At 71.3% G+C, this 13169-nt stretch carries 16 protein-coding genes; 5 read left to right on the top strand and 11 right to left on the bottom strand.

Features of this window, described 5'->3' with window-relative positions; translation table 11 throughout:
- Positions 1 to 56 precede the first annotated feature (56 nt).
- A complete protein-coding gene (locus tag JOD64_RS09335; RefSeq protein ID WP_007072794.1) occupies positions 57 to 314 on the bottom strand; it encodes a WhiB family transcriptional regulator in 258 nt (85 codons plus the stop codon).
- A gap of 450 nt (positions 315 to 764) precedes the next feature.
- Positions 765 to 1715, bottom strand: a complete 951-nt coding sequence (locus tag JOD64_RS09330; RefSeq protein ID WP_204941876.1) for a diacylglycerol/lipid kinase family protein — start codon at positions 1713 to 1715, stop codon at positions 765 to 767.
- On the opposite strand from JOD64_RS09330, the gene JOD64_RS09325 reads away from it, so the two are divergent.
- Positions 1714 to 2148, top strand: a complete 435-nt coding sequence (locus JOD64_RS09325; RefSeq protein ID WP_239559466.1) for a hypothetical protein — start codon at positions 1714 to 1716, stop codon at positions 2146 to 2148. The two genes, JOD64_RS09330 and JOD64_RS09325, sit on opposite strands and share 2 nt — an antisense overlap.
- A gap of 24 nt (positions 2149 to 2172) precedes the next feature.
- Here the strand turns inward: JOD64_RS09325 and JOD64_RS09320 are convergent, their stop codons facing one another.
- Genes JOD64_RS09320 through sodN form a run of 3 tightly spaced genes read right to left on the bottom strand, consistent with a single transcriptional unit; the run spans position 2173 to position 3577 of the window.
- Positions 2173 to 2577, bottom strand: coding sequence for an ATP-binding protein (locus JOD64_RS09320; protein WP_204941874.1), 405 nt, complete (start codon positions 2575 to 2577; stop codon positions 2173 to 2175).
- A complete protein-coding gene (locus tag JOD64_RS09315; protein ID WP_204941873.1) occupies positions 2574 to 3176 on the bottom strand; it encodes a GNAT family N-acetyltransferase in 603 nt (200 codons plus the stop codon). Before JOD64_RS09315 ends, JOD64_RS09320 begins: the two co-directional genes overlap by 4 nt.
- Positions 3173 to 3577, bottom strand: a complete 405-nt coding sequence (gene sodN / locus JOD64_RS09310; RefSeq protein ID WP_204941872.1) for a superoxide dismutase, Ni — start codon at positions 3575 to 3577, stop codon at positions 3173 to 3175. The genes JOD64_RS09315 and sodN overlap by 4 nt, the downstream gene beginning before the upstream one ends.
- An 84-nt stretch (positions 3578 to 3661) precedes the next feature.
- On the opposite strand from sodN, the gene JOD64_RS09305 reads away from it, so the two are divergent.
- The 3 genes from JOD64_RS09305 to JOD64_RS09295 all read left to right on the top strand — a co-directional run bounded on the left by JOD64_RS09305 (position 3662) and on the right by JOD64_RS09295 (position 6355).
- Positions 3662 to 4012, top strand: coding sequence for a S24/S26 family peptidase (locus JOD64_RS09305; RefSeq protein ID WP_307813308.1), 351 nt, complete (start codon positions 3662 to 3664; stop codon positions 4010 to 4012).
- Positions 4013 to 4154: 142 nt separating this feature from the next.
- Positions 4155 to 5333, top strand: coding sequence for an NAD(P)-dependent malic enzyme (locus JOD64_RS09300; protein WP_204941871.1), 1179 nt, complete (start codon positions 4155 to 4157; stop codon positions 5331 to 5333).
- A 59-nt stretch (positions 5334 to 5392) separates the two neighbouring features.
- Positions 5393 to 6355, top strand: a complete 963-nt coding sequence (locus JOD64_RS09295; protein ID WP_204941870.1) for a zinc-binding dehydrogenase — start codon at positions 5393 to 5395, stop codon at positions 6353 to 6355.
- Positions 6356 to 6521: 166 nt separating this feature from the next.
- On the opposite strand, the gene JOD64_RS09290 is transcribed toward JOD64_RS09295, so the two are convergent.
- From JOD64_RS09290 to JOD64_RS09280, 3 genes are all read right to left on the bottom strand, one after another.
- On the bottom strand, positions 6522 to 7490 hold the full coding sequence (locus JOD64_RS09290) for an alpha/beta hydrolase family protein (protein ID WP_204941869.1): 969 nt from the start codon (positions 7488 to 7490) through the stop codon (positions 6522 to 6524).
- A gap of 126 nt (positions 7491 to 7616) precedes the next feature.
- Positions 7617 to 8183 carry a nucleotidyltransferase domain-containing protein gene (locus JOD64_RS09285; RefSeq protein WP_204941868.1) on the bottom strand — a complete coding sequence of 189 codons (567 nt, stop codon included), beginning with the start codon at positions 8181 to 8183 and terminating at the stop codon, positions 7617 to 7619.
- Between the two features lie 26 nt (positions 8184 to 8209).
- A complete protein-coding gene (locus JOD64_RS09280; protein ID WP_204941867.1) occupies positions 8210 to 9094 on the bottom strand; it encodes an alpha/beta hydrolase family protein in 885 nt (294 codons plus the stop codon).
- 156 nt (positions 9095 to 9250) lie between these two features.
- Between JOD64_RS09280 and JOD64_RS09275 the strand changes: the two genes are divergently transcribed.
- Positions 9251 to 9421 carry a hypothetical protein gene (locus JOD64_RS09275; protein WP_204941866.1) on the top strand — a complete coding sequence of 57 codons (171 nt, stop codon included), beginning with the start codon at positions 9251 to 9253 and terminating at the stop codon, positions 9419 to 9421.
- Positions 9422 to 9432: 11 nt separating this feature from the next.
- On the opposite strand, the gene JOD64_RS09270 is transcribed toward JOD64_RS09275, so the two are convergent.
- The 3 genes from JOD64_RS09270 to JOD64_RS09260 form a co-directional block, all read right to left on the bottom strand.
- Positions 9433 to 10548 (bottom strand): acetate/propionate family kinase, encoded by a 1116-nt coding sequence (locus JOD64_RS09270; protein ID WP_204941865.1) that lies wholly within the window; start codon positions 10546 to 10548, stop codon positions 9433 to 9435.
- Positions 10545 to 12614 (bottom strand): phosphate acetyltransferase, encoded by a 2070-nt coding sequence (gene pta / locus JOD64_RS09265; RefSeq protein WP_204941864.1) that lies wholly within the window; start codon positions 12612 to 12614, stop codon positions 10545 to 10547. Before pta ends, JOD64_RS09270 begins: the two co-directional genes overlap by 4 nt.
- Before the next feature lie 283 nt (positions 12615 to 12897).
- Complete coding sequence (locus JOD64_RS09260; protein ID WP_204941863.1) at positions 12898 to 13083, bottom strand: DUF6104 family protein; 186 nt, start codon at positions 13081 to 13083, stop codon at positions 12898 to 12900.
- Positions 13084 to 13169: the final 86 nt, after the last annotated feature.

Genomic DNA, 13169 nt, shown 5'->3' with positions numbered 1-13169 from the left:
CAGCGGAACGCCCCGGCGGGCGAACCCACCGGGGCGTGCAGCTGTGTCGTTGGGGATCAGGCGGAGTGAGCGCGCAGCACCCGGAGGCCGCCGCGCCGCTTGACAGCGCGCCGCTCCTCCTCGCTCATTCCGCCCCAGACGCCGGCGTCCTGACCCGACTCGAGTGCCCACTGCAGGCACTGGTCGGTCACGGAGCAGCGCCTGCAGACGGCCTTGGCCTGCTCGACCTGCAGGAGAGCCGGTCCGGACGTCCCAATCGGGAAGAACAGTTCCGGGTCCTCGTCGCGGCAGACAGCATGGTGACGCCAGTCCATGGCGGCAACACTCCTCATTCTGGATGGGTGGCAACAATTGCTTGGTCGTGCTTTTCCTATATGCATCCGCAGTGCCGACGGTGACAGTTAGCGCTCGTCCATTCGGCAGTGCGTGAGCAGGCGGTTAGCGCCCGGGGACCTGCTGGAACAGCTCAACCTGACGAGCATATCCAGGCAATGTCCCGGTAACTCAAGTTCGCTTGTGAATACTTTCACGAACAGTCGCGATGTCAAGGGTGACGCTCGGAAAAACTCCGGGCGGTGAGCAAGCCCACAACCCATTTGTCCGGGTTCCAGTGCTTTCCTGGTTACCCGCCGTGCCACAGCCGAGGATCAATATAGTACAGTCCGCGTGACATTGCTGACATTTCCGGCACCTGCCCCTCGGTGTGGCGGTGGCCGGCCGATGCGGTCGCGGTCACCGTGTCGACCAAGGGCAGTACCCGAGACCTAGCAGATTACTCTCAGTGCGGCGGGAACGGAGGTGAATCTGACTTTCTCCCGCTCGCCGAGATAGTCGCCGTCCAGCTGGAACGCCTGTGGACGGCTGGAGAGCAGCGTGAACTCCGCCGAGTCATGGAGTCGTAACACCTGCCGACCGCGCGGATCGGGTTGCCGGGACAGGAACTGCGTCACTGTCCGTGTTGTGCTAGCCACCCGGAGCTGACGCAACGCCAGCACATCCAGCCCGAGGTCGAACGACGCCGCCGGGTTCGGGTTGACCTCCCGGTCGCCCAGGTACGTCCACGGCGCCGTGTTCTGGATGATGACGGTGGCGAGCTCAGCCTCCGCCGGCTCGCCCGGACGCTCCAGGACGATCGCCGGATGCCGTCGGTCCGAGGCGAAGAAGTACTGGTTCATGATCGAGCGCAGATAGAGCGACGGCGTGGACACCCGACCCTTCCGCCGGGCCTGCTCCACCCGGTGGATCACGGCCGCGTCCAGGCCGAACCCCGCGCAGAAGGTGAAGTAGCGGTCGTCCGCGCGGCCCAGCCCAACCGTTCGGCTCCGGCCCAGGCGCAACCCTTCGAGGATCATGCTGGTCGCCTCCGGCCACTCCCGGGGCAGGCCCAACGCACGGGCGAACACGTTGGTCGACCCGCCCGGCACGGTCGCCAGCGCGGGCAGCCGCTCGGCCATCGTTGCATCGTCGGCGCCCAGCGGGGGTTCGGCCGTCATCAGACCGTTCACCACCTCGTTCACGGTGCCGTCGCCACCCAGGGTGACGACCAGGTCGACGCCCTCCGCAGCGGCCTCCCGGGCCAACGCCATGGCGTGCCCGCGCCGACGGGTGTAGCGCACGCTGAGGTCGACTTCGCTGCGCAGCGCCCGGACGAGCACGTCCCGGCTGCGTTCGCTGGTGGTGGTGGCCTTTGGATTGACCACCAGGACGGCCCGCATGGGCGGCACTGTACCTTCCGGTAGCCCGGGTATCGTGGCGCGCGTGACCATCGACTCGGCCCCGTTTCCCGTCACGCTCCGCTGGGCGGTCCGGCTGCTGTGGGCGGAAGCGGCCGTCGTCGGGCTGCTCGCGGCCTGGCTGGTCTGGGCCGACCTCACGGCCACCACCACCGACCTGACGTCGGCGTTGCTGGTGACCGCCTTCGCCGCCGGGGCCGCGGTCGTGCTCTGGGCGCTGGGCCGTGCGCTGCTGCGCCGCAAGGCGGGCGCACGGGCCCCCGCGATCGTGCTTCAGCTGATGCTGCTGCCGATCGGGTGGTTCATGATCCAGGCTGGGCTCGGCTGGCTGGGTGTGCCGTTGATGGCCCTCGGCCTGGGCGTCAGCTGGCTGTTGGTCAGCCCACCGACGACCCGGGCCCTCGGCTTCGAGTGACCCTGCCGGCGTGTGCTGGGCCGGTCAGTAGCCGCCGGAGCGTCGGGTGAGCAGCGCGATCGTGGCCCGACCGTCGGCGGCCGTGGCGGATGCCGAGGTGGTCAGCGCGGTGAGCACCTTCCAGGCGAAGGACGACTCGGCGGGCAGCGTGGCACCACGCACGGTCGGCACGGTCACCTCGACGGTCAACGCGTCCTCGGTGACCGCGAAACGGCACTCCAACTCGGCGTCACGGGTGGCGATGGCGAGCAGCATGGCGCACGCCTCGTCGACCGCGATCCGCAGATCCTCGATCTCGTCGAGCGCGAACTGCAACCGGGCCGCGAGACCTGCGGTGGCGGTACGGAGCACGCCAAGATAACCGCCGTCGGCAGGCACCGTGAGGTGCACCACGTCGTCGGTCACTGGCTGGCCAGTCAGTTGAGTCACGCCTCATCCCCCCGGTCGGGGACTCTACCCGGTCGGTCGTCGGTACGCGTGCCGGCGGCGGTGGCCTGATTGGCCAGTTGGCGCAGCGCGTCGCCGCTGAGCCGATAGGGGATCCACTCGCTCATCTGCTCCGCGCCGATCGAGGCGTAGAACCCGGCGGCCGGGTTCCAGTTGATCATCCACCACTCCAGCCGCCGGTAGCCGCGTCGTACGCAGATGTCGGCCAGGGTGGCGAGCAGCAGCCGACCCGCCCCGGTGCCGCGGGCGGCCGGGGAGACGTAGAGGTCCTCCAGGTAGATGCCGTGTACGCCGGCCCAGGTGGAGAAGTTGAGGAACCACAGCGCGAAGCCGATCGGCTCGTCGTGCTCGTCGACCGCGACGTGACCGAAGAGCGCCGGAGCGGCCGTAGGGCTCGGCGCGTCCGCCGCCGCGCCGCGACCTGGGACAGTGGGAAACAGGGCCGAGGTCAACTGCTCGGCGGTCAGATGGCACTGGTCGGAGGCGCGTTCGTACTCCGCCAGCTCGTGCACCATGGCGACGATGGCCGGCACGTCCTCGGGACGCGCCGGCCGGATCGTCGGTATGACCGGTGAGGTCACGCCTTCTTGGTCTCCCAGAAGATCTTCGAGATCTCGTCGATCTTCGCGAGCAGCTTGTCGGCGGTGGCCGGGTCGAGGCTGCCCTTGACGCCACCGGCGCCGGCGAGCTTGGTGGCCTCGTTGAACAGCTGGTGCAGCTGCGGGTACTTCTCGAAGTGCGTGGCCTTGAAGTAGTCGGTCCAGAGCACCCACAGGTGGTGCTTGACCAGCTCGGCGCGCTGTTCCTTGATGATGACGGCGCGGGTGCGGAACTCCGGGTCGGTGTTTGCCTGGTACTTCTCGCAGATCATTTTGACCGATTCGGCCTCGATCCGGGCCTGAGCCGGGTCGTAGACACCGCACGGCAGGTCGCAGTGAGCGCTCGCGATGACGCGGGGCGCAAGGATGCGCGGAAATCGCATCAGGATCCTCCATGGGAAGTTTGCGATGATCAAAGGCGACATTACTCCTGGGAATGCTCCCCAGGCCGGGTGGAGGTGAAACCAGTGGGAACCGATCACCCGGCTGAGGTGCCGCGGTTGCGGAGGCCGCTGACCGCGGTTCTGGTGACCGGTCCGTCCATGGCGCCGACGCTGCGGCACGGTGACGCGGTGCTGGTGCGTCCTAATGGCCGCCCGATTCGACCCGGGGACGTGGTGGTCGCGGTCTTCCGCACCCGCCCCGAATTGCTGGTGGTGAAGCGGGCGGTCCGGCAACAGGACGGCGGCTGGTGGCTGCGCGGGGACAACGACCTGATCACCGATGACTCCCGGGCGTACGGGGTGGCCGACGTGCGGGCAAGGGTCGTGGCCCGCTACTGGCCGCGCCCCGGCCGGGTTCGTCGTCGACTGTTATGACCCCGCTCACATCCGAGTGGCAGTGTCGACACTATGCTCGGAAGTGCCCGGGTGACCCCCTGCACCGCGTGCCACCGCTCGCCGCCCACTCCGCGGTAGGGCCGGCCGCCCCGTCTGCTCGACAGATCCTGGAGTCACCACCATGTCTTCGTCCACCGTGGACCCCGCCGATCCCGTCTTCCTGCTGCACCGGGGCGGCAAGATGGCCGTCGCCTCGACCGTGCCGCTCACCAGCCGGGAAGATCTCTCCCTGGCGTACACGCCGGGGGTGGCTCGGGTGTGCGAGGCGATCGCCGCCGATCCCGCCCTGGTGGACGAATACACCTGGGTGTCGCACACGGTCGCGGTGGTCACCGACGGCTCGGCGGTGCTCGGGCTCGGCAACATCGGCCCACGCGCCGCGCTGCCGGTGATGGAGGGCAAGGCGGTGCTGTTCAAGCAGTTCGCCGGGGTGGACGCTGTGCCGGTCTGCCTGGACACCCAGGACGTCGACGAGATCGTCGCCGTGGTGCGGGCGCTGGCCCCCTCGTTCGGCGGGATCAACCTGGAGGACATCAGCGCGCCGCGCTGCTTCGAGGTGGAGAGACGGCTCGACGAGGCGCTGGACATTCCGGTCTTCCACGACGACCAGCACGGCACCGCGATCGTGGTGCTCGCCGCGCTGCGCAACGCCGCGACCCTGCTCAACCGCAAGCTCGGTGACCTGAGGGTGGCGGTGAGCGGAGCGGGCGCAGCCGGGGTGGCGGTGACGAAGATGCTGATCGCCGGGGGTGTCAATCCCGACCAGGTGGTGGTCTGCGATTCCAAGGGCATCATCGGCCGGCACCGGACCGAGTTGACCGGCACCAAGGCCGAGCTGGCGGAGCTCACCAACGCGGACGGCCGCCGCGGCGACATCACCGAGGCGCTGCGTGACGCGGACGTCCTAATCGGGGTCTCCGGCGGGCAGATCCCCGAGACCGCGGTGGCCGGAATGGCACCCGGCGGGATCGTGTTCGCGCTGGCCAACCCGACGCCGGAGGTGCACCCTGAGGTCGCCGCGCGGCACGTCGCGGTGGTCGCCACCGGTCGCAGCGACTACCCCAACCAGATCAACAACGTGCTGGCGTTCCCGGGGGTGTTCCGTGGTGCGTTGGATGCCGGCGCCACCCGGATCACCGAGGCGATGAAGGTCGCCGCCGCGGACGCCATCGCCGGGGTGGTCGCCGAGTCGTTGACCGTCGACGCGATCGTCCCCTCGCCGCTCGACCCGCGCGTCGCGCCGGCCGTCGCCGAGGCGGTCGCCGAAGCCGCCCGACGCGACGGCGTCGCCCGCCGCTAGCGCCCGACACAAGGCCCACACGGACGGGCACCTTCTTAACGGGCGCTCAGCTTGTTACCGTGCCGATCATGCGTGCCGCCTTCGCCTCCAGCTTCGACGACGCCGATCCGCTCGCCGCCCTCACCGTCGGTGAGCGGCCCGAGCCGACCCACCCGGCCGACGACTGGGTGACCGTGCAGTTGCGGGCCACCTCGCTCAACCACCATGACCTCTGGTCATTGCGCGGGGTGGGGCTCACCGAGGCCCAACTGCCGATGATCCTCGGCTGCGACGCGGTCGGTGCCGACCCGGAGGGTCACCCGGTGGTCGTGTACCCGGTGGTGGTCACTCGGGGTGACCCACGCGGGGTCTCCATCCTCTCCGAGCACTTCGCGGGGACCCTCGCCGAGCGGGTCGCCGTACCCCGATCGAACCTGATCCCGCTGCCCGACGGCATGACGGCGACCGACGCGGCGTGCCTGCCCACGGCCTGGCTGACCGCGTGGCGGATGCTGACCACCAAGGGCCGTGTCGCGGACGCCGACAGCGTGCTGGTCCAGGGCGCGGGCGGTGGCGTCGCGACCGCGGCCGTCGCGCTCGCCGTCGCGATGGGCAAGCGGGTGTACGCCACCAGCCGTGACGCCGGCAAGCGGGAGCGGATCTCGGCCCTCGGCGCTACCGCCGTGGAACCCGGTGCCCGGCTGCCGGAACGGGTCGACGTGGTGATCGAGACGGTTGGCGCGGCCACCTTCGACCACTCGCTGAAGTCGGCCGCGCCGATGGCCCGGATCGTGGTCTCCGGCGCGACCGCCGGGCACGAGCCGGCGATCAACCTGCGCCGGGTCTTCGCGATGCAGTTGGAGATCCTGGGTACCTCGATGGGCACCCCCGGCGAGCTGTACGAGTTGCTGGCGTTCTGCTCCGACAACGAGGTGCGCCCGGTGGTGGACTCCGTCGTTCCGTTCAGCCGTGTCGAGGACGCCTTCGCCCGCCTGCACTCCGGCGACGCCTTCGGCAAGGTCGTCATCGACCACACGGCCTGATCTGCGGGGCGCCCCGACGCCCTGCCCCGCCGCCCCGCCCTGACGCCGCGCCCGACGCCCCGCCCGCAAGATCCGCACAACATCATGGAAACAGTGGCCTCAGCGTCGCGGGATACCACTGTTTCCTGGATGTTGTGCGGATCTGGAGGCGGCCGACGCGCGGGACTCAGAGATGATCGTCGAAGGTGGCGATGTCGCCGCGCGTCGCATCGGTGGGGATGCGCTTCCTGGCCGCCGCGTCGCCGTAGAGTGACCAGCGGAGGAACTCGACGGACGTGTCCGAGACCACTCGCAGTGTCGCGCCGTCACTGAGCAGCGCCCGCCCGTGGTCGCCCTTCGGCAGGCTCAGCATCGCCTTTGGCCAGGGCACCTTGTCGTAGGCGGCCTTGCCCGCCGCGTAGTCGACCACCTCGTCCAGTTCTCCGTGCACGAACAGTTGCGGCGCGGACGCGCCGGCGAACGCGGTGCCCACGCCGAGCGCCGTGCCGGCGAAGACCACGCCCGCGTCCAGCCGCTCGTCCCGGCTGGCGGTGAAGAGGCCGATCGTGGTCACCCCGCCAGCCGAGTGCCCGGCCGCGGCCACTCGCTCGGCGTCCAACCGGCCGTGCAACTCCTCGTCGGGCTTGGCGTTCAGCGCGAGCACCTGGGTCAGCGCGTACGACACGTCGGCCGGCTGGTTGAGCACGTCGAGAACGTTGCCGTCGCCGCCTCGGGAGGTGTGCGGGAAGGCCGGCGCGGCCACCACGAAACCCGCCGCCGCCCACCGGGTCAGCAGGGTGGCGTAGTCGTCCGGCCGCCCGCCCAGGCCGTGGCTGAACATCACCACGGGAAAGCGGCCGTTCGCGGCCGACGCCAACTGCTTCGCCGCGCCGCCGGCCTCCCCGGCCGCCGGATACCAGAGCGTCACCGGCAGCGCACGGCCGTCCCGGTCCAGCTTCAGTTGGCGTACGCCGACTGCGAAGGCGCGCTTGGGGGCGGTCCCGGCCGGGACCTGCGGCGTCGGCGTGGCGGCGGCCGTCGGTGGCTCGACCGGCGCGTGCCAGCGCTCGCCCGGTGGGGTGTCCGCCGAGCAGCCGGCGAGCCCGGCCAGGAGTACGGCGCTGGCCAGCAGGGCGGGGGTGACGCGACGCGACATGAATCCGATTGTGCCCTGTCTGGTCGGCACGACCGGCGAAGTTCGGCGCACGGTGTCCGCCCCTGCACACCTGGTGTCCGGCCGCGGCGCGTTCGGCGAGTTGGCGCCGCCGTCGTGCAGGGTCGGTCAGGGAGCGCGGCGGGAAGGCGGCGTTGGGGTTGTACCGGTTCGTCCCGGGCCAGGGCTGGCACGCAGCCGGATCAGGTCGTCGGCGTCCTTCGGCCGGCGCGGACGCTCCGGCATCCACACCGGGTACATCTGCTTGAACTCGATCTGCGCCGGCACGGAGATGATCGGCGCGCTGAGCGCGCCGATCCGCCCGGGTGGCGCGTCCAGCATCCCGGCCGGCAGCGGAGTCCCGGCCCATGGCCCGGCACCCACCGTCGGCCGGCCGGCGTCGTCCCGACCCAGGTACGCGAAGCTGACCTCGACGTCGCCCGCGAACACGTCGAGTTGCAACTCCGCCGGCATCCGAGGGTCGGGACGCCAACCTCGGGCCAGCAGCACCGTGGCGAGCAGGTCCGCGTCCTCCGACCAGCAGTACCAGTCGACGTCGACGTGGGGGCGGGTCACCGCGCCGAGGTGGAAGTCCATCGCCCAGCCGCCGCGCAGCCATACCGGGATGCCGTCTGCCCCGGCCACCGTGAGCACCTCGGCGATGCTCGCCAACTGGCGGCGCGCGTGCTCGTCCACCGGACCACCGTAGCGGCGCGGCCCGATCAGCTGGCCGGTCGGGACTCGTAGCTGGTCATCGGCGTGTGGGCGTCGGCGGCGAGGCGGGTGCCGGCCGACTGGTCGCCGTAGAGGGTCCAGCGGAGGAAATCGGTGGTGGTGGCGAGAACCGGGGCGAACCCCGGGTTGCCGGGCGTGAGGTATGCGCCGTGGTCCTGCCCCAACACGCTGAGGAACGAGGCCGGCCCGGGAGTACGCCGGTACGCCGCCCGGCCGACCGTCACCGGCACCACCGCGTCGGCCGTGCCGTGCACGAAGAGCACCGGTGCGGCCGGCCCGGCGAAGCTGCCGGGCAACCCACCGCCGGCGATCACGATCCCGGAGCGCAGCCGGGCCGAGTGCCCTTGACTGAACATGCCGGACGTGGTGAAGCCGCCCGCCGAGTGTCCGGCGGCGGCAATCGACGACAGATCCAGGTGGCCGGCGAGGGGATCCGCACGGTTTCGGTCGAGGCGGCTCAGGTGTCGGATCAGCCGCCAACCATCGGCGGGCTGGTTGCGTACGTCGTCCCGGTTGAACTGGGCGGCACCCTGCCGGGTGTGCGGGAACGCGGGAGCGGCCACCACGAAACCGGCCGCCACCCAGCGGGTCGTCAGGCCAGCGTGCAGGTCGGGCCGGCTGTGCAGCCCGTGGCTGTAGATCACCACCGGGAACCGCCCGTCGGCCACCCCGTCGGCCGCGGCCGGAAACCAGATCGTCACCGGCAGGGGGCGCGACGAGCGCGGATCGAGGGTGAGCGTACGCACGCCGACGGCGTACGACCCCTCGGGCGCCCGACGCGCCGACGGCGACCCGTCGGTGCCGGCCGTGGTCGGCGCGCAACCAACCAGCAGTGTTGTCATCAGCACAGCGATCAGTCGTCCCGCCCCCATCGTTCCACGGTAGGTGCCCGGGTGGGCGTAACGGCCCCGCCGTCCGGCCCGCCTGCACCCGCCACCCGGTCGGGTCGTTTCCTCCGGCCGGGTCCAACCTGGGACGACGTGGGCCGGGGGCGGTGCCGCGTGACCCGTTTCGCTAGGGTCACCGGCATGCCTGAGAACTACACCGACCCCAGCGGCAACACCGCGGCCTTCCGCGCCTTCAGCGAGACGCCGGAAGCGGCAGCGCCGACGCCGACCCCGTCCCGCATCCCCCTGATCGTCGGTGCGGTGGTCGTGGTGCTGGTGGTGGCTGTCGTCGCCTGGCTCGCGTTGCGCTGACCGGAGCTTCCTCAGCGGCCCGCGACCACGTCCCGGGCCTGCCGGGCGATCTCCCGTTCCTCGTCGGTGCGGATGACGCAGACGCTCACCTCCGCGCCGCCGGGCGAGATCACCCGGTCGCCGTCGCCGTCGTTACGGGCATCGTCCACGGCGATGCCGAGCCGGTCCAGGCCAGTCAGCGCGGCAGCCCGGACGGGCGCGGCGTTCTCGCCGACCCCGGCGGTGAAGGCGATGGCATCGACGCGACCGAGCAGCGCGTAGTACGCCCCGACGTAGCCGGTGATCCGCCGGCAGTAGACGTCGAACGCCAACTCCGCCGCACTGTCCCCGGCCGCCCGGCGCTGCAGCACCTCGCGCATGTCGTTGGCGCCGCTCAGCCCGAGCAGGCCGCTGCGGTGGTTGAGCAGGTCGTCGATGTCGTCCACCGACAGCCCACCCTCCCGGCGCAGGTGGAAGATCACCGCCGGGTCCAGGTCGCCGCTGCGAGTGCCCATCACCAGCCCCTCCAACGGGGACATGCCCATCGAGGTGGCGACGCTGCGACCGTTCGCCACCGCGCAGGCGCTGGCCCCGTTGCCCAGATGCAGGGTGATCGTGTTGAGCTGCTCGTACGGGCGGCCCAGCAGTTCGGCGGTACGGCGGGACACGTACGCGTGCGAGGTGCCGTGGAAGCCGTACCGGCGGATGTCGTACCGCTCGGCGGTGTCCCGGTCGATCGCGTAGGTCGCGGCGGCCTCCGGCAGGGTGTGGTGGAACGCGGTGTCGAAGACGGCGACCTGCGGAACGTCCGGCAGCGCCGCGCGGGCCACCTCGATGCCGGCCAGGTTCGCCGGGTTGTGCAGCGGGGCGAGCGGCACCAGATCCTTGATCGCGGCCAGCACCGCGTCGTCGACCAGGACCGGCGTGCTGAATTTCCGGCCGCCGTGCACCACTCGGTGCCCCACCGCCGCCAGCCCGGTCAGGTCCAGCCCGTCCAGGATCTGGCGGACCGCACCGGCGTGGTCCGCCGGGCCGCCGCCGGGCTCACCGACCCGCTCGACGGTGCCGTGGTCGAGCGTCCGGTCACCGTCGTAGTGGCGCCACTTCACCGACGACGACCCGCAGTTGAGCACCAGTACCCGACTCACGAGGCCTCCTCGGTGGCCGCCTGGATGGCGGTGATCGCCACCGTGTTGACGATGTCCGGCACGGTAGCGCCACGGGACAGGTCGTTCACCGGCCGGCGTAGGCCCTGCATCACCGGGCCGACCGCGACCGCCCCGGCGGAGCGCTGCACCGCCTTGTACGTGTTGTTGCCGGTGTTCAGGTCCGGAAAGATGAAGACCGTGGCCTGGCCGGCGACCGGGCTGCCCGGCAACTTCGTCGCCGCCACCGCCGGGTCGATCGCCGCGTCGTACTGGATCGGCCCCTCGACCAGCAGGTCGGGCCGGCGTTCCCGGACCAGCGCGGTGGCCGAGGCGACCTTCTCCACGTCCGCGCCGGCACCGGAGCTGCCGGTGGAGTACGACAGCATGGCCACCCGGGGTTCGATGCCGAACCGGGCGGCGGTGTCGGCCGACGAGATCGCGATGTCGGCGAGTTGGGCGGCATCCGGGTCGCGGTTGACCGCGCAGTCCCCGTAGACCAGCACCCGGTCGGCGAGCAGCATGAAGAAGACGCTGGAGGCAACCGACACGTCCGGCACGGTACGGATGATCTCGAACGCCGGTCGGATGGTCGCGGCGGTGGTGTGCGTGGCACCCGAGACCATGCCGTCGGCTCGTCCGGTCGCCACCATCAGCGTGCCGAAGTAGTTGGGCTGGGCCACGATGTCGTGCGCCAACTCAGCGGTGACGCCCCGGTGGGCGCGTAGCCGGGCGTACTCGGCCGCGAAATCGTCCCGCCATTCGCTGCTGACCGGGTCGACCACGTTCGCGTCACCGAGGTCGATGCCCAGCTCGCGGGTCCGCCGCGCGATGTCGTCCGGTCGGCCGAGCAGCGTCAGCTCGGCCACCCCACGACGCAGCAGGATCTCCGACGCACGCAGGATCCGCTCCTCACTGCCCTCCGGCAGCACCAGGTGCCGGGGCCGCGAGCGGGCCCGGTCGATCAGCTCGTTCTCGAACATCAGCGGGGTGACCCGCGTCGACCGGCTGACCCGCAACCGGCGGGCCAGGTCGTCAGTGTCCACGCACCGCTCGAACGCGCCGAGCGCGGCCTCCACCTTGCGGGGATTCGCCGCACTGGGCCGACCCTCGATGCGACTGGACGCGGCCACCGTGTCGTAGCTGTCGCTGCGCACGGACAGCACCGCCAGCCCCGTGTTCAGCCCCTCCACCAGCCGCATGACCCTCGGGTCGGGCTGAACGCCCAGGGTGAGCACCAGCCCGGCCACCGACACCTGCCCGGCCACGTGCGCGGCGCTCGCGGCGACGAGCAGGTCGGCCCGGTCCCCAGGAGTGATCACCAAGGCGCCCTCGGTGAGGTGGCTGAGCAGGGTCGGCACATGCGCCGCGCCGACCACGAAATCCAACACGTCCCGCCCGAGCGCGGCGTCGTCCCCGGCCAGCAGGGTGGCGCCGAGCGCCGCTGCCACCTCGGCCACCGTCGGCGCCGACACGCTCGGCACCTCCGGGATGGCGTACGCGGGGACCGGCAGGTCGGGCAGCGTCATCGGCCCGGGCACGCGGTTGGCGATCACCGCGAGCACCGTCGCGCCCAGGTCGGCCAAATCGTGGTACGCCCCGCGAACCGCCGCCGCGATGGCCTCCGGCTCCTGCTCGAAGCCATCCACCACCGGCACCACCACGCTGCCGAACTCGGTGGCGAGCCGGGCATTGAAAGCCAACTCGCGGGGATGGGCCGGGTCGCCTGGTTCGTCGAAGTCGCTGCCCACCACGACCACCGCCGGGCACTGCCGCTCCACCGCCCGGTACCGCTCGACGACGGCGGAGATCAGCTCCGCGCGTCGGCCGTCGGCTACCAGGGCGGTAGCCTCCGCGTAGGTCGCCCCGGCCAGCTCGGCCAGCGGCAATTCGACCCGGTAACGCTCACTGAGCAGGGCGAGGATCGGGTCCGGACCGGTGTCGGCGACCAGTGGCCGGAACACGCCGATCCGCCCGACCTGACGGGACAGCAACTCCGCCAGCCCGAGGGCGATGGTCGACTTGCCCCCGCCCGAACCGACGCTGGTCAGATACACACTGCGAGCCACAACCCCACCCTAGATCGCAAGACCCCCACCCAACCCCTCCACCCGCCCCACCCCCGCGCGCTGCCCTCCCGGCACCCTCCCGGCCCCCGCCCTGTCCCCGGCCCCCGCCCGGCCCCCGGCCCCCGCCCGGCCCCCGCCCTGTCCCCGGTGATCATGAGGCTATGGGTCGACACGCCGACGACACGCGCGCATAACTTCATGATCACCGGTGTGGGCCAACGGCGGTGGGCGGTGGGCGGTGGGCCAGGGGTGGGGGTGGGCCAGGGGTGGGGGTGGGGGGCTGTTAGGCGTCGTTGTCGTCGGGGTCGTCTAGGCGGGCCAGGTAGGTTGCCAGGCGTTCGATGGGGGTTTCGAAGTCGGGGTTGAGGTCGACGAAGTCGCGCAGGCGCTCGCCGAGCCACTCCAGGGTCACCTGCTCGTCGCCTCGGCGTTCGACCAGTTCCTCGATGCCACGGTCCGTGAAGTACATGCGTACGTCCTCATGCTCGGCCCGGCGCGGGCCGGGTGGGTTTGCGGATGGACCGACGGAGCCGGGGCAGGACCGTGGTGAACGGC

Origin of the sequence: Micromonospora luteifusca (assembly GCF_016907275.1) — a bacterium.
GTDB lineage: Bacteria > Actinomycetota > Actinomycetes > Mycobacteriales > Micromonosporaceae > Micromonospora > Micromonospora luteifusca.
This window is presented reverse-complemented; position numbering and strand designations above follow the sequence as displayed.

Bases quoted from the DNA above. Each gene is read 5' to 3' on its own strand.
- JOD64_RS09335 (WP_007072794.1), bottom strand. From the start codon at position 314: ATGGACTGGCGTCACCATGCTGTCTGCCGCGACGAGGACCCGGAACTG.
- JOD64_RS09325 (WP_239559466.1), top strand. From the start codon at position 1,714: ATGGGCGGCACTGTACCTTCCGGTAGCCCGGGTATCGTGGCGCGCGTG.
- JOD64_RS09330 (WP_204941876.1), bottom strand. From the start codon at position 1,715: ATGCGGGCCGTCCTGGTGGTCAATCCAAAGGCCACCACCACCAGCGAA.
- sodN (WP_204941872.1), bottom strand. From the start codon at position 3,577: ATGCGATTTCCGCGCATCCTTGCGCCCCGCGTCATCGCGAGCGCTCAC.
- JOD64_RS09300 (WP_204941871.1), top strand. From the start codon at position 4,155: ATGTCTTCGTCCACCGTGGACCCCGCCGATCCCGTCTTCCTGCTGCAC.
- JOD64_RS09290 (WP_204941869.1), bottom strand. From the start codon at position 7,490: ATGTCGCGTCGCGTCACCCCCGCCCTGCTGGCCAGCGCCGTACTCCTG.
- JOD64_RS09280 (WP_204941867.1), bottom strand. From the start codon at position 9,094: ATGGGGGCGGGACGACTGATCGCTGTGCTGATGACAACACTGCTGGTT.
- JOD64_RS09275 (WP_204941866.1), top strand. From the start codon at position 9,251: ATGCCTGAGAACTACACCGACCCCAGCGGCAACACCGCGGCCTTCCGC.
- JOD64_RS09260 (WP_204941863.1), bottom strand. From the start codon at position 13,083: ATGTACTTCACGGACCGTGGCATCGAGGAACTGGTCGAACGCCGAGGC.